Source organism: Rathayibacter sp. VKM Ac-2879, assembly GCF_015351245.1.
Lineage (GTDB): Bacteria > Actinomycetota > Actinomycetes > Actinomycetales > Microbacteriaceae > Rathayibacter.
Genome location: NZ_JADKSO010000003.1, coordinates 98,822 through 125,367, shown reverse-complemented (window position 1 = coordinate 125,367; position 26,546 = coordinate 98,822). Strand labels below are relative to the sequence as shown.

The following is a 26,546-nucleotide window of genomic DNA, read 5'->3' as shown; positions in this document are numbered from 1 at the left end:
TGCAGTCGCACGGTTGCCCGAGCCGATGCGGTTGCAGTGAGTCGTGCTCGACTCACGGACAGCACGGGTGGTCTCGCGCACGACGGGTCTTCTGCCCCCGCCGAGCCGCTCAGCCCGCCAGACGCGCCATCCAGTCCTCGATGTCGTCGACCGCGCGGGGGATACCCGCCGAGAGGTTCTCGGCACCGTCGGTCGTGACGAGCACGTCGTCCTCGATGCGCACCCCGATGCCGCGCAGCTCCTCGGGGACCGTCAGATCGTCGGGCTGGAAGTAGAGGCCGGGCTCGATCGTGAAGACCATGCCGGCCTCTACGATGCCGTCGAGGTACATCTCGCGCCGCGCCTTCGCACAGTCGTGCACGTCGAGCCCGAGGTGGTGGCTCGTGCCGTGCACCATATAGCGGCGGTGCTGCTGGTTGTCGGCCTCGAGTGCCTCGTCGGCACTGACGGGGAGCAGGCCCCACTCGGCCGTGCGACGTGCGATCACGGCCATGGCCGCCGCGTGCACCTCCCGGAACCGGATGCCGGGACGGACGATCGCGAAGGCCGCGTCCGCCGCCTCCCGGACCGCCTCATGCACACGGCGCTGCGCCGAGGTGTACCGGCCGTTGACGGGGAAGGTGCGGGTGATGTCGGCGGTGTAGTAGCTCTCCCGTTCGACTCCCGCGTCGAGCAGTACCAGCTGACCGGGACGGACGGGGCCGTCGTTGCGGGTCCAGTGCAGGATGCACGCGTGGTCTCCGGCCGCCGCGATCGTGTCGTAGCCGACCGCGTTGCCGTCGGCACGGGCGCGCCCGTTGAACACGCCCTCGATGAGGCGTTCGCCGCGTTCGTGGGCGACGATGCGCGGCAGGTCCGACAGGACATCTTCGAAGGCGCGCTGCGTCGCCGCGACGGCGGCACGCATCTCGGCGATCTCGAACGCGTCCTTCACCAGCCGCAGCTCGGAGAGGTCGCGCTCGAACGTGGCGTCGAGCTCGGAGGCCCCGGGAAGGCGAGCGGACACGAGAGGGTCGGCCTCGCGGACGGCCGAGACGGGGACCTGGTCGCGCGCATCGAGGACGGCATCGAGCTCGTCGATGCCGCGGACCTCGAGCGCGAGGTCGCTCGCGACCTGTGCGAGGGAGGGGCGCGGGCCGATCCAGAACTCGCCGATCTCGGGATTGGCGTAAAACTCGTCGGAGTCGCGGCCCGCGCGCTCACGGAAGTAGAGGGTCGCTCGGTGTCCCGCCTGCTCGGGCTCGAGTACCAGCACGGCGCCCGGCTCGGAGTCGGCCCCCCAGCCCGTCAGCCACGTGAAGGCCGAGTGTGCGCGGAACGGATAGTCGGTGTCGTTGGACCGTTGCTTGAGCCGACCGGCCGGGACGATCAGACGCTCGCCCAGGTGCAGCGCCGAGAGACGCTCTCGACGGGCGGCGGCGAAGGCGGCTTGCTCGCGCGGCGCCGGTAGCGCCTCCGTCCGCTCGGCCCAGCCGGAGGCGATGAAGTCGCGGAAGCGATCGGACGCGGGAGTCGTCGAGCGGTTCGCGGTGGCCCGCGGCGTCGGGGCGGCAGCGGGATCGGGCGTCTGAGCGCCAGCGCGCTCCTCCGTGTTCGTCATGACGTCCATTGTCCTCCTCGGTGTCGGCCCCCTGCCCCGCGCGGCCTCAGAGACCGACGACCGGGGACTTTGAAGAGCCTGTGGAGGAGCCGGGGGCGACGGAGTGTCACGCTGGCCTCCTCACGACGCCTCCTTGGCCATCCCGCGCACCGACAGCTGGACGAGGAGCGGCCGATGGTCGCTGCCTGCGCCGTCATATTCGTCGAGCACGCGGTACCCCGAGACCTCCCAGGGGCCTGAGAAGAGCACGTGATCGATGGGCGCACCGAGCAACGGCGGCAGCGAGGTCGGCCAGCTCCCCAGTCCCGCTCCACGCGCCGAGGCGCCCGAATCGATGCAGCCGCCGAGATCGCCGGCACCCGGAAGCGCCGACCAATGGTCGAGCGTCGAGTTGAGGTCGCCGAGCACCACGACGTCGTCCTCCGCGGTGCAGAGCGCGGCGATCCGACCCAAGTCGTTGCGCCACTCGGGCATCGCCTCCGGGATCGGCGCCATCGCATGGACGGCGGCGAGAACAGGGCGCTCGGAGGTGTCGGGCCGAGCGACGAGCGAGGGCAGCACGGAGGTCGGAGCGGTCTCGGCATCGACCGAATAGCCACCCAACGACGCGCTCAGCAGCAGCGCCGTGGCGTCGTCCTGACCGGTGCCGGAGGTGAGGTGCACGGTCATCGGGCGTCCTGCGGCGGCCAGGCCGTCCGCCACCTCCTGAGCGCGGCCGGGCGAGACCTCGAGGAGCGCGAGCGCATCGACCTCCTCGCCGACGGCGAGGTCGACGATCGTTCCTGCCGGGACCGCATCGTGCAGGATGTTCCAGCTCGCGAGGCGCACGTCGCCGAGCCGGTGTGGACGCAGGGGAGCGGAGTCGAGGCCGCGGAACGCCTGAATCCCCGTGACCACGAGCGCGAAGGCGACCACCATCGCCGCGAGCGCGAGCGCCAGCCTCCGCACCGGGGCGACGAGCACCGCCAGCACCGTGAGCGCGATCGCGACGCCGACGGCGGCGAGTCCGGACGCGAGACGGAACGCGACCAGCTGCGCGATCGGCGCGTCTCGCACGACGCCGAAGAAGCCCGGGGCCACGAGCACGAGGAGCACGAGCGCGACGGCCACCGCCACCGCGAACCTCACCAGTCTCGTCGCCATCTCGGCCCAGGTTAGGGCATGGGAGGCGTCTCCGCGCCTGCCGGGAACACGCCGCTACTATCGAGTGCATGCATGTCGCGGGAGGCCGGTACGACCTCCACACCCACTCCGTCGTCTCCGACGGCACCGAAGCCCCCGAGGTCCTGGTGCACGCCGCGGCGGCAGCGGGGCTCGCGGGGGTAGCCCTCACCGACCACGACTCGACCGGAGGCTGGAGCACCGCCCTCGCCGCCGCGGAGGAGGCGGGGATCGAGCTGCTCCCCGGCATGGAGCTTTCGTCGCGGATGGGCTGGGCGAGCGTGCACGTGCTCGCCTACCTGGTCGACCCGGACGATCCCGGACTCGTCGCAGAGACCGCGCGGATCCGCTCGGAACGTGCCCGGAGGGCGGAGGCCATCGTCTCGGCCATCGCCGTCGACTACGAGCTGAGCTGGGACGACGTGCTCGCGCAGACGACGTCAGGGACGACCATCGGCCGGCCGCACATCGCGGATGCCCTCGTGGCGCGGGGCCTGGCGAGCGATCGCTCGGCGGCCTTCGCGGGGATTCTCCACTGGCGCGGGGGCTACTACCGCCCGCACTACGCGCCGCACCCTGTCGAGGCCGTCCGCCTCGTGCGGGCCGCGGGAGGCGTGCCGGTGATCGCGCACCCCGCGGCGAGTTCGCGCGGCATCGCCGTGGAGTCGATCCTCCCCGACCTCGTGGACGCGGGCCTCTTCGGCCTCGAGGTGGAGCATCGCGAGAACACCGCCGACGGCAAGCGCCGGCTGCGCGAGCTGGCCGCCCGTCACTCGCTCGTCACCACGGGCTCGAGCGACTACCACGGCACGGGCAAGCCGAACCGCCTCGGTGAGAACACGACATCCCGCGCGACCGTCGACGCCATCCGCGCCTCCGCCCGCTGATCCGGCTCAGACCTGCGTGTCGGGGCGGGGGGCGCGGCGCCGCGAGCGGGTGCGGCGGCGCGGCTCGCTGTTGCCGTCGTGGTGTTCCTTGCTCTCGCTCGAAGGAGCGGGGCCGGTCTGCTCCAGGTCGGAGTCGCTGCGCGTCCTGCGGCGCGGCTCACGCTGGCGGGTGCTGCGCTCGGGGCGCGCGTCGGCCTTCGCCTCTGCCGGGATGGGGGTCGGCTTGAGCCGGCCCTTCGTGCCCGCGGGGATGTCGAGGTCGGCGTAGAGGTGCGGCGACGAGGAGTACGTCTCGACCGGCTCCGGCTGGCCGAACTCGAGGGCGCGGTTGATGAGGGCCCACTTGTGCAGGTCCTCCCAGTCGACGAAGGTCACCGCGATGCCGGTCTTGCCGGCGCGGCCGGTGCGGCCCACGCGGTGCAGGTAGGTCTGGTCGTCGTCCGGGATGGTGTGGTTGATGACGTGGGTGACGTCGTTGACGTCGATGCCGCGGGCCGCGACGTCGGTCGCGATCAGGATGTCCTTCTTCCCCGCCTTGAAAGCGGCCATCGCGCGCTCGCGCTGCTCCTGATTGAGATCGCCGTGCACGGCCGCCGCGTTGAAGCCACGGTCGTTCAGCTCCTCGACGATGCGGGCGGCGGCGCGCTTGGTGCGCGTGAAGATGACGGTCTTGCCGCGGCCCTCGGCCTGGAGGATGCGCGCGATGACCTCGTCCTTGTCGAGCGAGTGCGCCCGGTAGACGATGTGTTTGATGTTGGCCTGCGTGATGCCCTCGTCGGGGTCGGTCGCGCGGATGTGGATGGGCTTGTTCATGAAGCGGCGCGCCAGGGCGACGATCGCGCCCGGCATCGTGGCCGAGAACAGCATGGTGTGGCGAGTCGCAGGGGTCTGCGCGAACAGCTTCTCGATGTCCGAGAGGAAGCCGAGGTCGAGCATCTTGTCGGCCTCGTCGAGCACCATCACCTGCACGTCGGCGAGCGAGAGGAGGCGCTGCCCGGCGAGGTCGAGCAGGCGCCCGGGAGTGCCGACGACGATCTGCGCGCCGGCCTTGAGCTGCTCGATCTGGCCCTCGTACGCCTTGCCGCCGTAGATCGACACGATCTTCGTCGGCCGGTTGGACGCGGCGAGCTCGATGTCCTCGGTGACCTGCACCGCGAGCTCGCGGGTCGGCACGACGATGAGCGCCTTGACGCCGGGCGCCGGATCGGAGCCGAGAGCCTGGATGAGCGGGAGACCGAAGCCGAAGGTCTTGCCGGTGCCGGTCTTGGCCTGACCGATGATGTCCTGCTTCTGCAGGGCCAGGGGGATGGTCTGCTCCTGGATGGGGAACGGCTCGAGGATGCCCTTGGCGGCGAGTGCGGCGACGATGTCGTCGTCGATGTTCAGATCGGAGAAAGTCACGGGAGTGGTGCGCCTGTCGTGGTGTGCGGTCTACGCCCCTGTACGGCTCCGGGCGCAGCGTCACCGATCCAGCGCCGGTGACATCCCGGCGAGTCTACCGTCCTCCGCCTCCCCGGCCCCGGAACCGGTGCGAGCCAGCGCCCTATGCTGAAGAAATGCCAGCCTGGTTCCGACGTCGACGCCCCCTCCTCGACGTTCCCCGCCTGACTCCGCGGGGCGAATCCTCCGCCAAGCGCGATCGCGTCGACCTCGCCGATCTCACCCCCGAGGTGCTGCCCTACCTCGGACAGGTCGCCTATCTCCAGCTCGCCGTCTTCGAAGTCCTGGCGCGGGCTGTGGCCGAGACCGACGACCTGGCCGATAAGGAGGCGATCTCGACCGCCGCGGGCACGGCCCTCGCGAAGCATCACGCGGTGGTCGCAGAGCTCCGTCGTCGCGAGGTCGATCCGGGGGAGGCGATGACGCCGTTCCGTCCCGCGATCGACACCTTCAAGCGCCTCACCCGCGGCGCCGACCTCCAGGAGACGCTCCTCTCCGCCCACATCACCGCCGGGCTGCTCGACGACTTCTTCATCCGTCTCACCGGCGGACTCCCGAGCGACGTGGGACCTCGGATCGCATCGACCCTCGGAGCCGACACCGGGGTGGACGGCGTCATCGCGATCCTCCGCCGCGAGATCGCCGCCGACGAGCGCCTCGGCTCTCGGCTCGCAGTATGGGGGAGGCGGCTCGTCGGCGACACGCTCCTCGTCGCACGTTCGGCGCTCCTGGGCTCGGGCAACCACGACTCGGACGAATCGCGGATAGAGCCCGTCTTCACCGAGCTGATCGCCTCGCACACGCGCCGGATGGACGCCCTCGGCCTGACGGCCTAGGCGCGGGTCGTTCCCTCCGAGGGCTGGTACGTGCCCGTCGGCAGCAGCCGTGAGCAGGAGTCGTGGGGGAGCGCCCCCGCGGTCGAGCCGGCGACCATCGCGGCCTCCGTGCGGACGACGTCGATGCAGTCCGGAGGCGTGCCGCGGTCCCAGCGTCGCCGCAACTCCGACTCGACGACGTTGCTCGAGGGCAGCCGGTGCCGGGCGAGGAGGTAGAGCACCCAGTCCTGCAGGCGCGCCCGCGTCATCGGGCCGTCGAAGCGCAGGATCTCGGCGATGTCGGCCGAGCTCGTCAAGACGTCTCCCGAGCGCGCCGTCACGCTCCCTATGCACGTCTGTGCGGAGGCGGGCTCGTCGGCCGCGGTCAGCACGGCGGCATCGGTCGCCGGCAGCTCGATCTGGGAGCTCCCGCAGCGATTGATCTGCCCGCTGACCCGCAGCTTCGACCACGGATCGACCCGCCACTGCGACACGTACACCTTCCAGGCGCCCACCCCGGCCGCGCTCTCGACCCGGTGCACGATCTCGCGACTTGCGTCGGCGACGGCGAGGCCCTGTGTGCCGTCTGTGTCCGCCCCTGCCGAGCGTGTCTCGTGCGCGCTGTGGCACGTCCGCGAGAAGGGCGCCCGGGGCACGAGAACCCCGTCGGCGTCGGCAGCCGCGAGGAGGTGCGACCAGTCGTGGTCGCGCACGCGGGCCACGAGCAGCACGGTCGAGACTCCGCTGAAACGTGGAGGGCTCGGCAGCAACAGGCGGCTCTGCTCCCCGCGGTCGAAGCGGATCGCGGGCAGGCCGCCCGGTCCGTCGGAGAGGAATCGGGGCTGTCGGGCACTGTCTGGTTGTACGGCGGGCACGGGAGAGACCGCCCCGGTTGCGGGCGGTGCCGACGCGATGCGCGCGCCCTCCACGAGCGGGAGGTCGCTTGCGCGGTACCAGAACGTGGGCGGTCCGCTCGGGGGCGCGACCTCGCGGACGGCGCCGCTCGTCGCCGTCGCCGTCGCGGAGGCGAGCGAGGCTCCCGCCGAGGTGCGGGCGAACACGACATAGGAGCGCTGCACTCCCGGAGCTGCGGTCCGATCGGCGATGCCGCGTCCGGCCGCTCCGGTTGCGGTGAGGGCGGGGGAGGCGCTGTTCGCCCGGGTTCCGTCGGCGGAGTGGACGACGTACTGCGTGATCGCGGAGCCCGCGTCCGAGGGTGGCGGAGCCCATGTGACGGCGATGCCGTCCGCCAAGGGGCGAGCGACGAGGGTCGGTCGGTCCAGGCGCCGGGAGAGGGGGGTGAGGCTGCGACCGGGGACGGGTAGCTCCCAGAGCTCGGCTCGTGTCGGCTCGCGGGGGAACACCGGGTACACGCGGAGCAGGCCGTCCAGGTCGAGGCACTGCGGGTCGACGTAGGCGCCGCTCACGCCCGTGCTGACGGCGCTCGATCCGAGAGGGCTCGAGACGGGCGAGTCCGTCCACGAGCTGCCGTCGGTGGTCGAATAGACGTGCAGGCGTGCCTCCGTCTCGAAGGAGGTGGGCTTGCCGTCCTCCGAGATCAGGTCCCAGTTCTCACGCCCGGCCGCGTGATCGTGGTCGTCGTGGGTGGAGGCGACCACGACGACGGTCCCGCTCAGCGAGGACGCCAGCGTGGGGAGGCCGGTGTGGTGCGTGGACCCCCAGCTCCCGTCGGCGCGGCGCGAGCCCGGGTGGTACAGGCAGGTGCGCTCGAGCGTCGACGTGGCCGGGTCCCAGACAGCGGCCCAGAGCGAGCGGTAGTCGGCCGCGATCGGTGTTCCTGCGGCGAGTCCCGCGTCCTGCTCTCCGGCGGGGCGGCGAGCCCAGGCGGCGACGACCACGACCCGACCGCCTGCGGTGACGGCGACCCGCGCGCCCACGCTGTCGTGCCGGGCGTCATCGGTCATGCCTGCGGTGACCACGGGTCCCTCGAAGACGATCAGGATGTTCGACTCTGCGGGGCCCACGAGGCCGGGCGTGAACAGCTGGGCGGCGGCCACGCCTGAGCGAGGGTGCCGCCAGGTGCGGCCTCCGTCGTCGCTACGGGCGAGCCCGATGTCGCGGCGCGGAAAGCCGGACTGCTCGCTCCCGGAATTGACGCGGAACTCCGCCGCGCACCACAGCGTCGTCGTCGACGCGCCCGCCGCTCGCGAGAAGGCGAGCTCATGTCCGTAGGCGCCCGTCCGTAGACCGGTCGGCGGGTGGACGTTGAGTCCGTCCCTGACGCCGTACCCGTCGGGCTGGGACGGGTCGTACCGGGTGTCCTCGCGGTGGAGGGGGCGGAACAGCTGGCGCTCGTCGTCCCAGGTGAAGAGAAGGGCCTGGTAGTCGGAGCCTCGGAGGAGGAGATAGCTCGTCTTCCCGTAGGGGTCGCGGAAGAAACGCGAGTACGAGACGCCCATGCGCGCGCCAGCCGGTGCGGGGAGGGGCGAGAACGCCGAGATGTCGTGGGGATCGCGGGAGACCGAGACGGCCAGAGGGGCATTGCTCCACCCCGCCGTGCCCGGGGACTGGAGCTTGTGCAGCGGGGGCTGGACGAGCACACGGCCGGAGTCGGTGACGGTCACGCCTGCTCCGCGATGCCCGGCGTTGCTCTCGTCGAACTCCCACCCCCCGGCGCCCGAGTCGACCTCGGTGAAGCTCGGGGTCGCTCCGTTCTTCGGGAGGCGCCACACCCCGAAGCGCGCACGGGGGTGTCGGCCGGCCACGGTCCACCACTGTTGTTCGGGGATCGAATCGGCGATGTAGACGGCATCGGCGTCGGACCAGAGCGGCGTGTAGAGAGCGACGGACTGTGGGAGCCGCGCTCCCGTGAGGGAGCGGGTGCCGGTGCGGACCGGGACGATCCGGGTGATCGGTGCGTCGGGGGACGAGTGCGGTTGCGCGCCGGTCTCGCGCAAGGCGCCCGCACGGAGGAGCCGGCCCGCGACGCTTGTGGCAAGCCCCGCGGTCGTGGCGAGCAGCACCGCTCGGCGTGACGCGGTGATCCAGCGGCCCAGCGAGACGAGCATGTTCGCTCCCTTCTCCTGGGAGCATGCCGCGGACTGCCGACAAAGGGGGACCGGAGGTGGTGCGCGACGGCCAGGTGGCGCGTAGCACTGGCGCTCGTGGCGCGAACGGCAGCCTACAGACGACGATGCCCGACCCCGCGCGGAACGGGGGCGGGCATCAGAGGAGCGACGGCCCGGGGCCTACGGCGCGACGCGGCCCGAGAGCATCGCCTGGAGGGAGGCGTCGTCGCGGCGCGCGCGCGCCCGGCCGAGCCCGACGTCGGCGATGACGACGGCGACGGCGACCACGATGAGGGTGGTCGCCCAGATCAGACCGTCGTCCCAGCGCAGTCCGGCCCAGGTCAGCGCAACCCACACGACCGCCGCGACCAAGCCCCCCAGGGCGGGGACGAGCGCGGAGCCGTGGAGGGCGCGGTGCGGGAGCGTGTAGCGGGCGGCCAGGCCGATCAGCACTCCGAAGAGGGTGATGAAGAGGAGTTCCACGGCGCGATCCGCGAGGCTAGGCGACGAACCCGACGCGGCGCGACTCCTCGGAGCCGACCTCGACGAACGCGATGGTGTCGGTCGGGATGATGTAGATCTTGCCCTTCTCGTCGCGGAGGCGGAGGACCTTGGTGCCGGCCTCGAGGGCGGTGGTGACCGTCTTCTCGACCTCGGTCACGGACATCGACGACTCGAAATTGAGTTCGCGCGGGGTGTTGACCATTCCAATACGGATTTCCACCAGTAGTGCCTTTCGGGAGGGGACGTGACTCGTAGGATACGGGACGCGCTGGCGCCGCCGACGCCGGTTTCGCGGTGAGCGGAGCGTGCGCCTGGCGGGGCGTCGGCGGCTCTCGGAGCGATGTCGGTGGTGTTCGTTAGCGTGGTCGCGTGACCACTCCCCAGCTCGATCTCGCCTCCTCCGCCCCGCTGGCGGCGGGCGCGGGCGACCCCGCGGGGGCGGCGCTCGACGACTCGCAGCGGGCCGTGCTCGAGCTGGACGACGGGCGCAGTGCCGTCGTGCTCGGAGCGCCCGGCAGCGGCAAGACGACGACGCTCCTCGAGCTCGTCGCCGAGAGGGTGCTCGAGCGCGGCTGGTCGCCCGAGGCCGTGGTCGTGCTCGCGGCGAGCCGCACGGCGGCGACCTCGCTGCGCGACACGCTCGCACTGCGGATCGACGTCCCGACGAGGGGGCCGCTCGCCCGCACGGCGACGTCGCTCGCGTTCGAGGCGGTCGCCTCCTCGGCCGCGCTCTCGGGGCTCGCGAGGCCGACGCTGCTCACGGGAGGTGAGCAGGACGCGATCCTCTCCGAGCTCATCGAGGGTCACCTCGAGGACGGCACCGGGCCCCGCTGGCCCGAGGCGTTCACGCCCGAGGTGCTGCGTCTGCGCACCTTCCGCACCGAGCTGCGAGAGCTGGGGATGCGCGCTACCGAGCACGGCCTCGACGGCGCGGCCCTCCGTGCCCTCGGCGTCGATGCCGGGCGGGGGGAGTGGTGCGCGGCGGCCGAGCTTCTCGACGAGCTGCGTGAAGTCGTCGAGTGGACGGAGCCCGACTCGGGCACTCGGCTCGACGCGGCCGAGTTCGCGGCCTTCGCGGCCGAGGCGATCCGCTCGGGTCAGGGAGGCGAGGGGATCAACGCCCTGCGTCTGGTGGTCGTCGACGATCTGCAAGAAGCGAGCGAGTCCACCCTCGTGCTGCTTCGGGCTCTCGCCGAACGCGGCGTCGCCGTCGTCGCGTTCGGCGACCCGGACGTCGCGACGAGCGCGTACCGCGGCGCCGCCCCCGACACGCTCGGGCGCTTCGCGGCGAGCATCGGCCTGCGAGACGTCGAGACCTTCGTGCTCGCGCGGGTCCACCGGCACGGGCAGGCCCTGCGGTCGCTCGTGTCACGCGCGACCGAACGCATCGGCGCGGCGGCAGCCGGCCGGCAACGCCTGGCGGAGGCCGCCTCCGACCCCGCGGAGGCGCCCGTCCCCGTGCTCGTCCTGCACGCCCCGACCGCGGCCCGCGAGGCCGCGACCATCGCCCGACTCCTGCGCGAGCGACGGCTGCGCGACGGCGTGCCGTGGCGGCGCATGGCCGTCGTGGTGCGCTCGGGAGCCGCGGTGCAGCCCCTCGTGAAGGCGCTCGCCGTGTCGGAGGTCCCCACCCGCTCGGTGCTCGCGGGTCGCGCCCTCCGCGACGACCACGCCGCTCGCGCGCTGCTGGTGCTCGTCGGTGTCGCGGTCGGCGAGCTCCCCCTCGACGCCGGGCTCGCGGCCGAGCTCCTCCTCGGGCCCTTCGGCGGGGTCGACCGGCTGGGGCTGCGGCGCCTGCGCCTCGCCTTGCGCGCCGAAGAGCTCGCCGCGGGTGGCATCCGAGCGAGCGACCCACTCCTCGTCGAGGCGCTCGCGGGCCCCGGTCGCTTCGCGACGATCGACTCCGCTCCCGCGCGCCACGCCGAGAGGCTCGCGGCGACCATCGATCGAGTGCGACGCCTCCACGCCGAGAAGGCATCGGTCGAGGAGCTCCTGTGGTCCGCATGGGAGTCGAGCCGAGTCGCCTCCTCATGGCGCGAGCTCGCACTCGGCACCGGCCTGACGGCAGCGGAGGCCAACCGCAACCTCGACGGCACCGTCGCGCTGTTCAGCGCTGCCCGACGCTTCGTCGAGAGGGCGCAGGGGCGCTCCGCTCCCCTCTTCGTGCGCGAGATGCTCGACGCGGAGGTACCGGAGGACACCCTGGCGCCCCGGTCGGCCGAGGAGGCGGTCCTCATCGGCACCCCGTCCTCGGTCGTGGGGCTCGAATTCGACGTGGTCGTGCTGGCGCGCCTCCAGGACGGCGTCTGGCCCAACCTCCGGCAGCGCGGCTCGCTGCTCGATCCCGATGGGCTGCTGCGCCACGCTCGCGGGGAGGGCGGCCTCGTGCTGGACGCCCGTAAGGCGACGCTCGACGACGAGGTGCGGATGTTCGCGCTCGCCGTCTCCCGGGCTCGACGCCAGGTGGTGCTGAGCGCCGTCGCGGGCGAGGACGAGACGCCCTCCCTCTTGTTCCGCCTCGCGCCGAGCGAGGCACCGCGCGTCGACCCGGTCTCGTCGTCGCCGCTGACCCTCCGCGGAGCCGTCGGGGTCCTGCGTCGCACCGCGACCACTCCCGGGGCGGCGGAGGCTCCGCTCGCGATCCGCGCACTGCGCGCGCTCTCGATCGCCGAGGTCCCCGGAGCAGACCCGTCGTCGTGGCACGGACTGCTCGAGCCGTCCACGACCAGGGCCCTGGTCGATCTCGACGATCCCGAACGGCCGGTGCCGGTCTCGCCGAGCCGGCTCGAGGCCTTCGAGCGCTCGCCCCTGGACTGGTTCGTCGACACGGTCTCCGGCTCGACCACGAGCACGTCGATGGGCGTCGGCACTCTCGTGCACTGGGTGCTCGAGAATGCGGTCGACTCCGACTCCGATGTGCTCTGGGCGGCGCTCGAATCGAGGTGGCCCGAGCTGGTCTTCGAGTCGCCGTGGCTCGGCGAGCGACAGAAGCGCGCCACCCGCCTGCTCATCGAGGGGCTCGGCGCGTACCTGGCCGACTTCGAACGTGGAGGAGGCGAGGTTCTCGGCCGTGAGCAGCAGTTCGAGATCGACGTTCCGCCGGCACGGGTACGCGGCTCGATCGATCGCGTCGAGCGCTCTGTCGACGATGCCGTCACCATCGTCGACCTCAAGACCGGCCGCAGCATCCCTCGGCAGGCCGACATCGCCGAGCACGCCCAACTCGGCAGCTACCAACTCGCGGTCGCGAGTGGTGCGATCGACGCGGCCGATCCCGCGGCCTCGGGAGGCGCGAAGCTGCTCTTCGTCGCGAGCGGCGTCCGCGGTCGGCCGTATCGCGAGGTGGTGCAGCCGCGGATGGGAGAGGAGGAGCTCGAGCGCCTCCGTGAGCGGGTGCGCGCCGCGGCACGCGGGATGGCGGCGGCCGGCTTCTCGGGGCTGCTCGACGCAGCGCCGTTCTCGCCCGGCGATGCGCTGCGGTACCGCCTCCACGCCGTGCCCGAGGTGTCGGGCGACGGGCTCCTGGCGATCGACGAGGCGGAGGACGAGGCTCGGCCGGGCGAGCGTACCGACGCCGGCGACGAGCGCCCGGTCAGAGAGGACTCCCGATGATCGACGCGCTCACCATCGCCGAGCGTCTCGGGCTGCGTCCGCCGACCCCCGAGCAGCGCGCCGTCATCGAGGCGCCACTGGAGCCCGCACTCGTGGTCGCGGGAGCCGGCAGCGGCAAGACCGAGACGATGGCCAACCGCGTCCTTTGGCTCCTCGCGAACGGACTGGCTGCTCCCTCCGAGGTGCTCGGCCTCACCTTCACCCGCAAGGCCGCCGCCGAGCTCGGCGAGAGGATCGGCCGGAGGATCGACCAGCTCGCTCTCTCCGGTCTCCTCCCGCTGCCGGCCGGCCAGTCGGCTCCCGACCCCTTCGACGCCGCCACGGTGTCGACCTACAACGCCTTCGCCAACACGATCTTCCGCGACAATGCCGCTCTCATCGGACGCGAGGGCGACGCCACCGTCCTCTCCGAAGCCTCCGCCTGGCATCTCGCCCGCGGTGTGGTCGCCGATACCGCGGATGCGCGCATCCTCGACGTCGAGGCGGGCATCGACCGCTTGACCGACCTCGTCGTCTCGCTCGCCCACGAGCTCGCCGACAACCTGGCCGACCCCTCCGAGGTCGCCGCGTTCGCCGAGGACTTCCTGCGCCTGGGCCGACTCCCGCGCGGAGGGAGCGGCTCCGGCGTCTACCGCGATCTCGAGAAGGCGCTGCACGCGGTGGGATCGCTGCCCGTGCTCACCGCGCTCGCCGAGCGGTTCCAGGAGGCGAAGGCACAGCGCGGCTTCGTCGAGTTCTCCGACCAGGTAGCCCTCGCGCTGAGGATCGTCGACGGCGTGCCCGGTGTCGTCGACGAGCATCGCGCTCGCTTCCGCGTCATCCTGCTCGACGAGTACCAGGACACGTCCGTCCTGCAGACCCGTCTGCTCGCGCGGCTTTTCGGCGGGCAAGGGGTGATGGCCGTCGGAGATCCGCACCAGTCGATCTACGGCTGGCGGGGGGCGAGTGCCGAGGGCCTCGGCCGTTTTGGCGTCGACTTCGGCTTGTCGAGACGGTTCTCGCTCAGCACGAGCTGGCGCAACGGCCACGGCGTGCTGGCAGCAGCGAACACCCTGGTCGAGCCGCTCGCCGCCGGCAGCCGGGTGGCGGTCGACACGCTCACCGCGGGACCGGGCGCGAGCGACCACCCCATCGAGATCACGTTCCCCGAGACGATCGACGACGAGGCCGACGACGTAGCCCGCTGGTTCGCAGCTCGTCTCGCCGAGAGCTCCGAGCCCCCGTCGGCGGCCATCCTGTTCCGGGTCCGCTCCCATATGGAACGCTTCGCCGCCGCACTCGCGCGGCGGGGGGTCCGCTCGCACATCCTCGGCATCGGCGGCCTGCTGCGACAGCCCGAGATCGCCGACCTCGTCTCCGCTCTGACCGTGATCGAGGATCCGGCAGCCGGGAGCGAACTCGTGCGGCTGCTCGCGGGAGCACGTTGGCGGCTCGGCGTGCGCGACCTCAAGGCGCTCCGCGATCTCTCCTCGTGGCTCGCGGCTCGCGACCACGCGCACCGGCTGCTCCCCGAGGAGGTCCGCGAGCGCATGCGCGCCTCCGTCACCGAGGGCGAGGGCGGCTCGATCGTCGAGGCGCTCGATTTCATCGCCTCGCGACGCCCCGGTGACGACGGCCGTCTCGACCACTCCGCCCTCGGCGAGTTCAGCGAGGAGGGTCTGCGCAGGCTGCGCGAGGCGGGCACGCTCTTCGCTCGCCTCCGAGCCCGCTCGGGCCTCGACCTCCTCGACTTCGTGACGCTCGTCGAGCAGGAGCTCGGCCTCGACATCGAGGTCGAGGCCAACGAACTGCGCGGCGACGGCCGCGCCACCCTCGAGGCGTTCCGGGAGGCGGTGGCCGGCTACCTGCAGACCGACGACCGCGGAGCGGGCACCGGCTCCTCGCTGCGTGGCTTCCTCCGCTGGCTGGTGCTCGCCGACAAGCGCGACGGCCTGGCTCCGCGCCCCGAGGATCCAGAGCCCGGCACCGTCCAGCTCCTCACCATCCACGGCTCCAAAGGGCTCGAGTGGGATCTCGTGGCGGTGCCCCGCATGGTCGAGGGCGAGCTTCCCGGCACCCCCGTCGAAGGCTTCCGCGGCTGGGTGCGCCTCGGCGCCCTGCCCTACGCCTTCCGCGGCGACTCCGCAGAGCTCCCCGATCTCGCCTGGTGGGACTGCACGACCCAGAAGGAGGTCGTCGACGCGATCCGCGCCTTCGGCGACACCCTTCGCGACCGCAACGAGTCAGAGGAACGGCGCCTCGCGTACGTCGCCGTCACCCGAGCCCGCCACCGCCTTCTCGTGAGCGGGTCGTGGTGGGCGGGACAGTCCAAGCCGCGACGCCCGGGCGTGTTCCTCCGCGATCTCGCGGAGGCCGGCACGATCCCGCCACTGCCGGAGGAACCCGGCCATTCCGAGAACCCGCTCGAGCGCGCCCCACGGACGTTCCTATGGCCACACGATCCGCTCGGGAGCAGGGGCGAGCGCGTGCGCGCCGCGGCCTCGCGCGTCCGGGAGGCCGCGCCGGCCCTCCTCGGCCGTCGCGGCGACGACGTGCGCCTCCTGCTCGCCGAACGGGCGGTACGACTCGCGGGCGCCGGGCGTCCGGCCGTTCCCACTCGTATCCCCGCGTCCCGCTTCAAGGACATCGTCAGCGCGCCCGAGGCGGTCGCCGCGCAGCTGCGCCGCCCCATGCCCGAGCGGCCCTACCGGCAGACGAGACTGGGCACCACCTTCCACTCCTGGGTCGAGAACCGCTTCGGCATCCAGGGCGAGGCGGAGGCTGTCGACACCTTCCCGGACGAGACCGACACCGCGGGCGACGCCGTCGTCGAGCAGGAGGCGTTGACGGCCCTCATCGAGACGTTCGAGCGTTCGGAGTGGGGCGCCCGCCGTCCTGAGGCGGTCGAGATCGAGATCCACCTGCAACTCGCGGGCCACGTCGTGGTGTGCAAGCTCGACGCCGTGTACCGCATCGACGGCGGCTTCCAGATCGTCGACTGGAAGACCGGTCGCGCGCCCCAGGACGCGGCCGACCTTGAGCTCAAGCAGTTCCAGCTCGCGCTCTACCGGCTCGCCTTCTCGCGCTGGAGAGGAGTGCCGCTCGAGAGCGTCGATGCCGTGTTCTACTTCGTGGCCGACGATCTCGTGCTGCGGCCCGAGCGCTTCTACTCCGAGCGCGAGCTCGCGGAGTCGCTGTCCTCGGCCACGGGCTCCAACCCGCGGCCGTGAGCGGAGGATCCCGTGCGGGCGCCCGGCGTGCGGTTGAGGAGCTCCTCCACCTCCGACACCTCGAGCACAGGCCCGGTGTCGGTCGAGAGCGGGGCGGAGAGATCGCCGAGCACGCTGTCGACCAGCAGATCGAGCATCCCCACCGCATCATCGACGATCGCGGAGTCATCGGTCTCCGTCCCGTGCAGCAGCCAGCGGGCGAGTTCCAGCTCGGCATACAGCTGCGCGCGCTGCCGGATCGTGCGGTCGACGGCGCCAGCGCGCATGCGCGAGTACGCCGAGAGCGCCGTCTCCGAGCCCGGGGCGCTGAGCAGCCAGTGCAGGTCCCGCGCCGGATCGCCCACGCGCAGAGCCGCCCAGCCGAGCACGGCCGACACGACATCGCCCGAACGGAGGAACGAGTCGGAGGTCATCGAGCCGTTGACCACCGTCGTGTCGAATTGCCAGAGCGCCTCGTCGGACGAGGCCGACTCCCAGCGCGCGACCAAAGCGGCCGGGACGTGCCCGGTGTCGGCGGCGCGCTCGATCACGGCGACGGTCTCGTTGAGGCTCTCCCGGGCGTTCGCGACCGGCAGCCCCGACTCCCGCACGAACGAGGCGGGCAGCGAGTGGATCGCACCGATCGCTCGCCCGATCGAGTCGGCGAGTCCGCTCTGAGCGGCGACATCGTCGATGAGGACGCGCTCGCCGTCGAGGTACTCGTAGACGACCGCGCGTGTGCCGTCGAACGACGTCTGGCCGACGCTCTGCTGCAGGTCGAACGGCAGTCGGCTGCGGATCCCGGCGGTCAGCGCACGCAAGGCCACGAGGTCGCCCCACTGCTCCTGCTCCGCCAGCACCGAGGTGGGGACCCGCACGATCAGCCGGGCCCCGTCGCCCGTCGTGAGCAGAGCGGAGTCGAAATCGCCGTGGGTCGACGCGGTGAACGGGCGCGCGGTACGGACGTCGAGGCCCTCGACGGCCGAGGTGGCCAGCGCGGCTAGAGTGAGATGGGATCTGGCCATGGTTTCCAGGGTAGGCGGCCGACGGCCGGCCGGCTCGCCGCCACGCGCGGTCCCGCCGATGCCGACGGCCCGTCCCCACGGACCTCGCGGCTCCGTCACGAAATGAGCTCCGGATGCCACTGCCCTTCGCCGATCGTCTCCCGCTCTCGCGCCAGGCGGTCGACCGCGATCACGCCGCGCGTTCGCGGCCCGCGCTCTACGACGAGCTCCTCGCCGATCCCTCGACGCGCATCCTGGTGCTCAAGCACGACCAGACGCTCGTCGATCACGACCGTCTCGCCCTCCTCCCCGCCGAGGAGGTCACCGCAGGAACCCTGCGCGTCTACCTCGGCCGCACCACGGTCGACGGCGTGCAAGAGCCTGCGGGCACGGCCGTGATCGCGACCGTGCTCACCGACGCTGCGGCCGCCGAGCTCGAGCCGGACGAGTCGCGCTGGAGCGGCCTCCGCCCCGTCGCCGAGCGCCTCAGCGATCGCGACGCGGGCCTCTTCACCGAGGCCCTGGCGATCGTCAACTGGCACGCCTCCCACGGCTACTCGCCGCGCAACGGCGACCCGACGATCACGGAACAGGGCGGGTGGGTGCGACGCTCGCCGAGCGACGGCAGTCAGGTCTTCCCGCGTACGGACCCCGCCGTGATCGTCTGCGTCCTCGACGCCGACGACCGCCTCCTGCTCGGCTCGAACGCGATGTGGGGCTCCGGGCGCTTCTCGTTGCTGGCCGGTTTCGTCGAGCCGGGCGAATCGCTCGAGGCGGCCGTCTTGCGCGAGATCGCGGAGGAGTCGGGCATGCGCGTCGTCGACCCGCGCTACCTGGGCTCGCAGCCGTGGCCGTTCCCCGCCTCCCTCATGGTCGGCTTCACCGCGCGCCTCGCCGACGACCAGGCTCCCGAGGCGCTGCTGCCGGACGGGGAGGAGATCGTCGAGCTGCGCTGGTTCACTCGCGAGCAGTTGCGCGATTCGCTCGACTCCGTGCTGCTCCCCGGCCGCTCGTCGATCGCCCGCGCGATGATCGAGGACTGGTACGGAGGCGAGCTCGACGGCGAGCCGCTCGCGTGAGCCTCCTCGACGGGCTCGACGACGGTCAGCGGGAGGCAGCGGAGGCGCTGCTCGGCCCTGTCTGCGTCCTCGCCGGAGCGGGCACCGGCAAGACCCGCACCATCACCCACCGCATCGCGCACGGAGTCGCGACCGGCGTCTACACGCCCGGTCGCGTCATGGCGCTGACCTTCACCAGCCGTGCCGCAGCAGAGCTGCGCTCGCGACTGCGAGCGCTCGGCGCCGGGGGAGTGCAGGCGCGGACCTTCCACGCCGCAGCGCTCTCGCAGCTCGGCTACTTCTGGCCGCAGCTCGTCGGCGGCACGATGCCGCAGCTGCTCGACGGAAAGGCGCGACTGCTCGGGCACGCGGCCGAGCGCCTCCGCATCCGGCTCGACACGGCGACGCTGCGCGACCTCTCGGCCGAGATCGAATGGCGCAAGGTGTCTGCCCTCTCGCTCGAGCAGTACGCGGTTGCCGCGCGCACCCGTGCCCTGCCCGGTCGGCTGACGCTCGATCAGACCGTGGCGCTCGTCGACGAGTACGAAGGCCTCAAAGACCAGCGTCGGCAGATCGACTTCGAGGACGTCCTGCTCGTCACCGCCGGGATGCTCGAGTCCGAGCCGGCGATGGCGATGCAGGTCCGCGAGCAGTACCGCTTTTTCGTCGTCGACGAGTATCAGGACGTCTCGCCGCTGCAGCAGCGGTTGCTCGAACTCTGGCTCGGCGACAGGAGCGACCTGTGCGTCGTCGGCGACGCGAGCCAGACGATCTACTCCTTCGCGGGTGCCCGCGCCGACTATCTCCTCGATTTCCCCTCGCGCTGGCCCGCCGCGACGGTCGTGCGCCTCGAAGAGAACTACCGTTCGGCGGCGCCGATCGTGCAGACGGCCAACCGTCTGATGCGGGGGCGTCCGGGCGCTCTGGCGCTGCACTCTGTGACTGACGCCGAGGCGCCAGAGCCTGCGATCGACGCGTACCCCGACGATGTCGCGGAGGCGCGAGGAGTCGCCGCGCGCGTTGCAGCCGACATCGAGGCGGGCGTGCGCGCCTCCGACATCGCCGTGCTCTTCCGCACCAACAGCCAGTCGGCGGTGATCGAGCACGCGTTGCACGAGCGGGGCGTGAGCGCACACATGCGCGGAGGCAAGCGTTTCTTCGACCTGCCCGAGGTGAAACAGGCGGTGATGCAGCTGCGCGCCGCCTCCGTCTCGATCAGCGGCGAGCCGCTGTTCAAGTCGGTGAGCGACGTGTTGCGCTCGCTTGGCTGGAGTGCCGAGCCTCCGTCGGCGCCGGGCGCCGTCCGTGAGCGCTGGGAGTCGCTCGACACCCTCGCCCGGCTGGTCGACGACGTCCCCGCCGACTGGAGCTTTCGCCAGTTCACCGACGACCTCATCGCCCGTGCCCAGGTGCACCACGAGCCCGATCGCGCGGCCGTCACCCTCGCGACGCTTCACTCCGCCAAAGGTCTCGAGTGGGAGTCGGTGCACCTCATGGGGCTCGCCGAGGGGCTGCTCCCCATCTCGTACGCGGAGGGGCTCCAGGCAGTGGACGAGGAACGGCGCCTGCTCTACGTCGGTATCACGCGCGCCCGCCGTCGGCTGCGTCTCTCGTGGTCGCGTTCGACGGCGGGCAGGACCACGCGGCGGGAGCCGTCGCGTTTCCTCGAAGAGATCGGCACGCGCACGAGGGGTGTTCCGTCAGCGTCCGCTCGCTGAACGCGCCGGAGGCGTCGAGGTAGCGGCGTTCGATGTCGCGCAGTCCCGTCCAGCCTGCATGGAGGCGGCGCAGCGCCGCGTCGGCCGCGGCCACGGCGATCGCCGCGCCGGCCAGAGGCGTCCGTGTCGCGGCGCGTCGGCCGAGGACCTGCACGACCAGCCGGGGACGCTCGGGGTCTGCGTCGATCCGATGCTGCTCCGCGCAGTGCAGGCAGGGTCCCTCGCCGGGCTCGACGAGGGGTCCGAGTCGCACGGACTCGTCGCCGAACACCACCGCCAGGTGCGGCACCTCGACCGCGAGCCAGTGCGCGGCGCGTGCGGGCGCGACGACGAAATCGGCGACGAGGACGGCCAGATCGGGACGCTCGTGCTCGGCGAGTAGCGTGCATCCCTCGCCGCGCAGAAGGGTACGCAGCGCGTCGGAGGCTTGTCCCGTGCCCTCGACGACGACGCGGGGAGCGGGGGGTGGCGTCTCCTCCGCGTCGCGTACGAGCACGGGCCGCAGCGCCGCCAGGACCTCGTCGACGCGGGAGTCGGCGGCGCCGGCGCGTGTCGCGATCAGCCGCACCGTCCCCGCGCTCGACCCGACCCGTAGCGCGTGCAGCAGCAGTTCCTCGGGGAACCCCACGTCGTCGAGCACCGCGCGCGGCCGGTCGAGCCCCACCTGCATCACGTGGGGCGAGCGCCACAGCAGGGGGAGGCGGGGGTCGAGCCGGAGGACCATCCGGCGATCATGCCGCAGCCCCACCCGGCCCCGCGGAAGTTATCCACAGGGCCGGGCCGATCAGACGGGCCGGTCGCCCGTCGGGCCGGTTCCCTCGTCGCCCGTGCCGGGCTCGCCGGGCGTCGTGCCGTTCAAAAGGTCCTCCAGTGCTCTGTCCATCTCGTCGGGCTCGGGAGTCTCGCCCCGCGCCTCGGCGCTGAGGCGCGCGACGAGCGCACTCGGGTCGTCGAGGTCGTCGGAGCCGGGCAGAAGGTCCGGGTGCGACCAGAGGGCGTCTCGCGCCTCCGGCCCGACCGCGTCGGTCACGGCCTGCCACATCGCAGCGGCCTCACGGAGGCGTCGCGGTCGCAGCTCGAGGCCCACGAGCGTCGCGAACGCCGACTCGGCGGGCCCTCCGGAGGCGCGGCGGCGGCGGACGGTCTCGGCGATCGCCCCAGCGCTCGGCAGACGCGTCGTCGCCGCCGCCGTGACGACGTCGACCCAGCCCTCGATGAGCGCCAAGACCGTCTCGAGCCGACCGTGGGCGGCGAGCTGCTCCTCCGTCTTCGGCGGGATCAGCGCCCCTGAGGTCATAGCGTCGCGCAACTCCTCGGGGTTGGCCGGGTCGAAGTTCTCGGCGAGTTCCTCGAGGCGGGAGGTGTCGATGCTGATCCCGCGGGCGAAATCGGTGATCTGCGAGATGAGAGCGAGGCGGAGCCACTTGCCGTGGCGGAAGAGGCGTGCGTGGGCGAGCTCGCGGACCGCGAGATAGATCTGCACCTGGTCGTGCGGGATGTCGAGTCCTTCGCCGAAGGCCGCGGCGTTCTGCGGCAGGATCGCCGCATCGTTCTCGTCCAGCAGCGGGATGCCGATGTCGCCACCCGAGACCACCTCGGACGCCAGCTGCCCGACGACCTGGCCGAGCTGGAGCGCGAAGAGGGTGCCGCCGATGCCGCGCATCATGCCCTCGGCGCCCGCGATCATCGCCTGCATCTCTTCGGGGGCCTGCTCGCGCATCACTCCCGTGAGCGCGTCCGAGATGCTCAGGGCGACCGGCTCCGCGAGCTGCGTCCAGACGGGCATCGTGAGGGAGATCCATTCGAGGCGGCTGAGGGAGCGTGGTGGCCGGCTCAGCTCGGAGACGTAGGCGACCTCGTCGAGCCAGAGCGCTGCGACGCCGAACGCGCCGTCGATGGGCGCGCGCACAGCGTCGGTGACCGGGAGCGACTCGGCTCGTGCGCGCTGCTTGGCCTGCTCCAGCGCGAGGGTCCAGTTGACGCCTCCCGAGCCGTCCTGCTGCATCGCGCCCTGGAGCTGCGCGAGAAGGTTCTGGAGGGCCGCCGGGTCGTTGGGGAGTCCGGCCGCCTTCGCGAGCTGGGCCGGGTCGACGGGACCGTTCCCCGAGAGGAACTGCCGGAGCATCTCGCGGAACTCGTCCTCCGAGCCCTCGCCTGGTCGGTCCGCACTGTCGCCATCGGCCATGGGATCGGCCCTCCCTCGTTCGCAAGAAAAGTCGGAGTCCGCTCCGGATCCACCCGAGGCGGGTGCCGATCGAGGTACGACTCCCAGTCGTGCAAGCTACGTTATCCCGGGCGCCCCGGGCCGAGGCGTGCAGACGTCCGCCCGGGCCCGACCCGCTTCCGCCCGCCGCGAACACCACCGGCGGTGCGAGCCCCCACGCACACAGGAAGGCCCCCGTGACGCTGTTCTCCGACGACCCGCGCCCGTCCTCCACCCGGCGACGCGCCTGGGTCGGTCCGACGGTCCTCTTCTCGGGCGTCGCCCTGATCGTCGGGCTCGGCATCGCGCCCGCGCCCTACGTCATCGAGCAGCCCGGACCGGTGTTCGACACCCTCGGCGCCGACGGCGACGTCCCTCTCATCTCCATCCCCGACCGGACCACGTACCCCACCTCGGGGACCCTCGACATGCTCACGGTCTCGGTCGTCGGCAATCCGCAGAGCCTCCCCAACTGGCTCGAGATCGCAAGCGCCTGGTTCGACAGGACGAAGGCCGTCGTGCCCGTCGCCCAGATCTTCCCTCCCTCGACCACGGTCGAGCAGCGTGACCAGGTGAACCAGGCCGAGATGACCGACTCCCAGCAGGAGGCGATCGCCGCCGCGCTCACACACCTCGGCTATCCGGTGACCCAGCGGGTCTCGGTCGCGCAGATCCCTGACGGCTCGCCGTCGACCGGCGTCCTCCAGCAGGGCGACCAGATCCTCGCCGTCGGCCCGACCACGGTGAGCGACGTCCCCTCGCTGCGTGCCGCCGTGCAGGCGGCCGGGACGGGCACGCCCGTGGCCCTCACCATCGAGCGCTCCGGCGCGCAGCAGCAGGTGCAGGTCACCCCGACCGAGGTCGACGGAGTGGCCGTCCTCGGGATCGGCGCGGGCAGCGCGTTCTCCTTCCCGTTCGAGGTCGACATCCGGCTCGACAAGGTCGGCGGCCCGAGCGCCGGGATGATGTTCGCGCTCGGGATCATCGACAAGCTCACGGACGGCTCCCTCAACGGAGGTGCAGACGTCGCGGGCACCGGCACCATCGACGCCTCCGGCGAGGTCGGCGCCATCGGAGGGATCCGCCAGAAGCTGTACGGCGCGAAGGATGCGGGAGCGCGCTACTTCCTGGCGCCCGCCTCGAACTGTTCCGACGTGGTCGGGCACGTGCCGGACGGGCTCGACGTGATCGCGGTGTCGACCCTCGACGACTCCCTCGCGGCACTCGCGGCGATCGCGGGGGGCGACACCTCCGGCCTGCCGGACTGCGGCAGCGTAACGTCCTCCGACTGACCGCCGGGGCGACGCCCAGGCGGCTCGGACGGCCGTCGCCTAGCATGGGAACCCTCCCGTCACATCTCGACAGCAAGAGGCCCATCCGTGAGTTCCACAGCAACCGAAGCCCCGCAACGGAAGAGACGGAGCGCCCTCGCCGTCACCGTCGTGGTGGTCGCCGTTCTGGTGGTGGCGTTCTTCGTCTTCGCCGGTCTCTACACCGACATCCTCTGGTACGACCAGCTCGGGTTCCTGTCGGTGCTCACCACGCAGTGGGCGGCGGCGGGCGGACTGTTCGTCGTCGGCTTCGTCGCGATGGCGGTCCCCGTCTTCGTCAGCCTGATGCTCGCCTACCGGCTCCGGCCGGTCTACGCCAAGCTCAACTCCCAGATCGACCGCTATCAGCAGGTCGTCGAGCCGCTGCGTCGCCTCGCCACCTTCGGGATCCCCGCGGTGCTTGGGCTGTTCGCGGGCGTCTCCGCCGCCACCCGCTGGCAGACGAGCCTCACCTTCTGGAACCGCACGCCCTCCGGAGTGACCGATCCGCAGTTCGGCCTCGACACGTCGTTCTACCTCTTCGAGCTGCCGTTCTACCAGAGCCTCGCGGGCTTCACCTCGGCCGTCCTGCTCATCTCTGCGTTCGCGACCCTGGCCACGGGCTACCTCTACGGAGCCATCCGCGTCAACGGACGCGAGATCCGCATCTCGAAAGCCTCGCGCGTCCAGCTCGCGATCATCGCGGCCCTCTACCTCCTCGTGCAGGCCGTGAGCCTCTGGCTCGACCAGTACGCCACGTTGACCCAGCAGGGCCCCCGCATCACGGGAGCGACCTACGCGACCGTCAACGCGACGATCCCGGGCCTGCAGATCCTCGCCGGCATCGCCGCGCTCGTGGCGGCCCTCTTCCTCGTCACCGCCTTCGTGGGGCGGTGGCGGCTCCCGGTGATCGGCACGGCGCTCCTGATCGTGGCGAGCCTCCTCGTCGGATCCCTCTATCCGTGGATCGTGCAGAAGTTGCAGGTCGAGCCCAACGAGCGCACGCTCGAAGAGCCGTTCATCCAGCACAACATCGACATGACGCGGCAGGCGTACGGCGTCGACAAGGTCGACGTGATCCCTTATGACGCGACGACCGACGCCGAGCCCGGGGCACTCCGGTCGGACGCCGTGACGACCGCGAACATCCGCATCCTCGATCCCGCCGTCGTCACGGACGCCTTCTCCCAGCTCCAGCAGTTCCGCCAGTACTACAAGTTCGGTGACACGCAGAACGCCCTCGACGTCGACCGCTACTCGATCAACGGCTCCACGCAGGACGCTGTCGTCGGAGTGCGCGAGCTCAACCTGAACGGCCTCGGCGCGAATCAGAGCTGGTACAACCAGACGCTCGTCTACACCCACGGGTACGGCCTGGTCGCCGCATACGGCAATCAGCGTTCCGCCGACGGTGAGCCCGTCTTCATCGAGTCGGGAGTCCCCTCGGTCGGAGACCTCGGCGACTACCAGCCGCGGATCTACTTCGGCGAGAACTCGCCTCCGTACTCGATCGTCGGCGGCGACGGCGCGCGCAACGTCGAGCTCGACTACCCCTCGGGCACCGACGGCGCCCAGCAGACCTACACGACCTTCGACGGCAAGGGCGGGCCCGCTCTCGACAACCTCTTCAAGAAGCTCGTCTACGCGATCAAGTTCCAGTCCGAGCAGATCTTCCTCTCGGACGGCGTGAACAACGACTCGCAAATTCTCTACGACCGGGATCCTGTGCAGCGCGTGCAGAAGGTCGCCCCGTACCTGACCGTCGACTCCGACGCCTACCCGACCATCGTCGATGGCCGTGTCGTCTGGGTCGTGGACGGGTACACGACCTCCGCCGACTACCCCTACTCCGAGGTCCAGAGCCTGTCGCAGGCGATCGCTGACACCAACACCCAGCAGCAGTTCCCGACGGGCGACGTCAACTACATCCGCAACTCCGTCAAGGCCACGGTCGATGCCTACGACGGCAAGGTGACGCTCTACGCCTGGGATACGAAGGACCCGATCCTCCAGACCTGGGAGAAGATCTTCCCGACCACGGTGAAGCCCGTCAGCGACATGTCGGCGCAGCTGCTCAGCCATGTCCGCTACCCGGAGGACCTCTTCAAGGTCCAGCGCGCCGTGCTCGGCCGCTACCACGTCACGCAGGCCGGCTCGTTCTACTCGAGCGAGGACGCGTGGGCGACGCCGAACGAGCCGAACACCGGGAGCGGCTCCGCCACCTCCGTTGCGGGCGCGCCGCTGCAACCGCCGTACTATCTGACGCTCCAGACACCCGATCAGAACTCGCCCACGTATTCGCTCTACTCGACGTACATACCGGCGAGTGTCCAGGGCTCCCAGACGAGCAGAAACGTGCTGACCGGCTATCTGGTCGCGGATTCTGACGCCGGCTCGCAGGCCGGTACCGTCGCCGACGGCTATGGGACCTTGAGGCTCCTCGAGTTGCCGAAGGACGACACCGTCCCCGGCCCTGGCCAGGTGCAGAACGCCTTCGACACCGACCCGACCGTGGCGAACCAGCTCGCGTTGCTCTCGCGCGGCGACACGAACGTCACGCGCGGCAATCTGCTGACGCTGCCGGTCGGTGGCGGTCTGCTCTACGTGCAACCGATCTACGTCAGCTCGAACGGCGACACGAGCTTCCCGAGGCTCCAGAAGGTGCTCGTCGCGTTCGGCGACAAGATCGCGTTCGAGGACACCCTCGATGCGGCGCTCGACAGTCTCTTCGGCGGCGACTCCGGCGCGAACGCGGGCGACACCGGCACTCCGACGACCCCCGACACCGGGGGCGGCACGGGTTCCGGCACCTCGCCGGGTGGCACCTCTCCTGGAGGCTCCTCGACGGGCACGACGGACTCGACGGCGCTGCAGCAGGCCCTGAGCGACGCGCGCAACGCCCTGACGGCCCGCGAGACGGCGCTCAAGGCCGGCGACCTGACCGCCTTCGCGGCGGCCGACAAGGACCTCACCGACGCGCTCACGCGAGCACTGCAGGCCGAGGGGCAGTAGCCCGG

The 26,546-nt window shown here is 71.6% G+C and carries 16 protein-coding genes and 1 pseudogene; 8 read left to right on the top strand and 9 right to left on the bottom strand.

The genetic code is table 11. The annotated features are described in order from the left end of the window. Positions 1-109: 109 nt before the first annotated feature. A complete protein-coding gene (locus tag ITJ45_RS09530; protein ID WP_228493797.1) occupies positions 110-1,600 on the bottom strand; it encodes an aminopeptidase P family protein in 1,491 nt (496 codons plus the stop codon). 120 nt (positions 1,601-1,720) lie between these two features. Next, positions 1,721-2,743 carry an endonuclease/exonuclease/phosphatase family protein gene (locus ITJ45_RS09525; RefSeq protein WP_194609326.1) on the bottom strand — a complete coding sequence of 341 codons (1,023 nt, stop codon included), beginning with the start codon at positions 2,741-2,743 and terminating at the stop codon, positions 1,721-1,723. Between the two features lie 68 nt (positions 2,744-2,811). Between ITJ45_RS09525 and ITJ45_RS09520 the strand changes: the two genes are divergently transcribed. After that, complete coding sequence (locus tag ITJ45_RS09520; RefSeq protein ID WP_194609324.1) at positions 2,812-3,648, top strand: PHP domain-containing protein; 837 nt, start codon at positions 2,812-2,814, stop codon at positions 3,646-3,648. A gap of 6 nt (positions 3,649-3,654) precedes the next feature. On the opposite strand, the gene ITJ45_RS09515 is transcribed toward ITJ45_RS09520, so the two are convergent. Beyond that, a complete protein-coding gene (locus ITJ45_RS09515; protein WP_194609322.1) occupies positions 3,655-5,049 on the bottom strand; it encodes a DEAD/DEAH box helicase in 1,395 nt (464 codons plus the stop codon). A gap of 155 nt (positions 5,050-5,204) precedes the next feature. Between ITJ45_RS09515 and ITJ45_RS09510 the strand changes: the two genes are divergently transcribed. After that, positions 5,205-5,924, top strand: coding sequence for a ferritin-like fold-containing protein (locus ITJ45_RS09510; RefSeq protein ID WP_194609320.1), 720 nt, complete (start codon positions 5,205-5,207; stop codon positions 5,922-5,924). On the opposite strand, the gene ITJ45_RS09505 is transcribed toward ITJ45_RS09510, so the two are convergent. The 3 genes from ITJ45_RS09505 to ITJ45_RS09495 form a co-directional block, all read right to left on the bottom strand. Then, entirely contained in the window at positions 5,921-8,932 is a 3,012-nt protein-coding gene (locus ITJ45_RS09505) for a hypothetical protein (RefSeq protein WP_194609318.1), read from the bottom strand. The genes ITJ45_RS09510 and ITJ45_RS09505 overlap by 4 nt on opposite strands. Before the next feature lie 180 nt (positions 8,933-9,112). After that, the gene (locus ITJ45_RS09500) at positions 9,113-9,415 is read right to left on the bottom strand and encodes a hypothetical protein (RefSeq protein WP_194609316.1); all 303 of its coding nucleotides are present in this window, start codon (positions 9,413-9,415) and stop codon (positions 9,113-9,115) included. A gap of 16 nt (positions 9,416-9,431) precedes the next feature. Next, a complete protein-coding gene (locus tag ITJ45_RS09495) occupies positions 9,432-9,656 on the bottom strand; it encodes a DUF3107 domain-containing protein (RefSeq protein WP_194609314.1) in 225 nt (74 codons plus the stop codon). 149 nt (positions 9,657-9,805) lie between these two features. On the opposite strand from ITJ45_RS09495, the gene ITJ45_RS09490 reads away from it, so the two are divergent. Further along, positions 9,806-13,048, top strand: a complete 3,243-nt coding sequence (locus ITJ45_RS09490; RefSeq protein ID WP_323742969.1) for a PD-(D/E)XK nuclease family protein — start codon at positions 9,806-9,808, stop codon at positions 13,046-13,048. Then, positions 13,045-16,257, top strand: coding sequence for an ATP-dependent DNA helicase (locus tag ITJ45_RS09485; protein ID WP_194609312.1), 3,213 nt, complete (start codon positions 13,045-13,047; stop codon positions 16,255-16,257). Before ITJ45_RS09490 ends, ITJ45_RS09485 begins: the two co-directional genes overlap by 4 nt. On the opposite strand, the gene ITJ45_RS09480 is transcribed toward ITJ45_RS09485, so the two are convergent. After that, entirely contained in the window at positions 16,194-17,261 is a 1,068-nt protein-coding gene (locus ITJ45_RS09480) for a phosphotransferase (protein ID WP_194609310.1), read from the bottom strand. The two genes, ITJ45_RS09485 and ITJ45_RS09480, sit on opposite strands and share 64 nt — an antisense overlap. Positions 17,262-17,374: 113 nt before the next feature. On the opposite strand from ITJ45_RS09480, the gene nudC reads away from it, so the two are divergent. Both nudC and ITJ45_RS09470 read left to right on the top strand, forming a co-directional pair. Next, a complete protein-coding gene (gene nudC, locus ITJ45_RS09475) occupies positions 17,375-18,319 on the top strand; it encodes an NAD(+) diphosphatase (protein WP_194609308.1) in 945 nt (314 codons plus the stop codon). After that, positions 18,316-20,016: an ATP-dependent helicase gene (locus tag ITJ45_RS09470; protein ID WP_194609306.1), complete on the top strand. Its 1,701-nt coding sequence runs from the start codon at positions 18,316-18,318 to the stop codon at positions 20,014-20,016. The genes nudC and ITJ45_RS09470 overlap by 4 nt, the downstream gene beginning before the upstream one ends. Here ITJ45_RS09470 and ITJ45_RS14045 read toward each other — a convergent pair. Then, a pseudogene (locus tag ITJ45_RS14045) lies at positions 19,964-20,686 on the bottom strand (TOMM precursor leader peptide-binding protein); the annotation flags it as partial. The gene ITJ45_RS09470 and the pseudogene ITJ45_RS14045 overlap by 53 nt on opposite strands. Positions 20,687-20,800: 114 nt before the next feature. Further along, positions 20,801-22,201 (bottom strand): zinc-dependent metalloprotease, encoded by a 1,401-nt coding sequence (locus ITJ45_RS09465; protein WP_194609304.1) that lies wholly within the window; start codon positions 22,199-22,201, stop codon positions 20,801-20,803. A gap of 215 nt (positions 22,202-22,416) precedes the next feature. On the opposite strand from ITJ45_RS09465, the gene ITJ45_RS09460 reads away from it, so the two are divergent. Next, positions 22,417-23,511, top strand: coding sequence for a PDZ domain-containing protein (locus tag ITJ45_RS09460; protein WP_194609302.1), 1,095 nt, complete (start codon positions 22,417-22,419; stop codon positions 23,509-23,511). Positions 23,512-23,598: 87 nt separating this feature from the next. Further along, positions 23,599-26,541: a UPF0182 family protein gene (locus ITJ45_RS09455; RefSeq protein ID WP_323742967.1), complete on the top strand. Its 2,943-nt coding sequence runs from the start codon at positions 23,599-23,601 to the stop codon at positions 26,539-26,541. Positions 26,542-26,546 lie beyond the last annotated feature (5 nt).

Excerpts from the sequence above, each read along its gene's own strand:
- ITJ45_RS09530 (WP_228493797.1), bottom strand. The coding sequence starts at position 1,600 with ATGACGAACACGGAGGAGCGCGCTGGCGCTCAGACGCCCGATCCCGCT.
- ITJ45_RS09525 (WP_194609326.1), bottom strand. The coding sequence starts at position 2,743 with ATGGCGACGAGACTGGTGAGGTTCGCGGTGGCGGTGGCCGTCGCGCTC.
- ITJ45_RS09520 (WP_194609324.1), top strand. The coding sequence starts at position 2,812 with ATGCATGTCGCGGGAGGCCGGTACGACCTCCACACCCACTCCGTCGTC.
- ITJ45_RS09510 (WP_194609320.1), top strand. The coding sequence starts at position 5,205 with ATGCCAGCCTGGTTCCGACGTCGACGCCCCCTCCTCGACGTTCCCCGC.
- ITJ45_RS09505 (WP_194609318.1), bottom strand. The coding sequence starts at position 8,932 with ATGCTCGTCTCGCTGGGCCGCTGGATCACCGCGTCACGCCGAGCGGTG.
- ITJ45_RS09485 (WP_194609312.1), top strand. The coding sequence starts at position 13,045 with ATGATCGACGCGCTCACCATCGCCGAGCGTCTCGGGCTGCGTCCGCCG.
- ITJ45_RS09480 (WP_194609310.1), bottom strand. The coding sequence starts at position 17,261 with ATGGCCAGATCCCATCTCACTCTAGCCGCGCTGGCCACCTCGGCCGTC.
- nudC (WP_194609308.1), top strand. The coding sequence starts at position 17,375 with ATGCCACTGCCCTTCGCCGATCGTCTCCCGCTCTCGCGCCAGGCGGTC.
- ITJ45_RS09465 (WP_194609304.1), bottom strand. The coding sequence starts at position 22,201 with ATGGCCGATGGCGACAGTGCGGACCGACCAGGCGAGGGCTCGGAGGAC.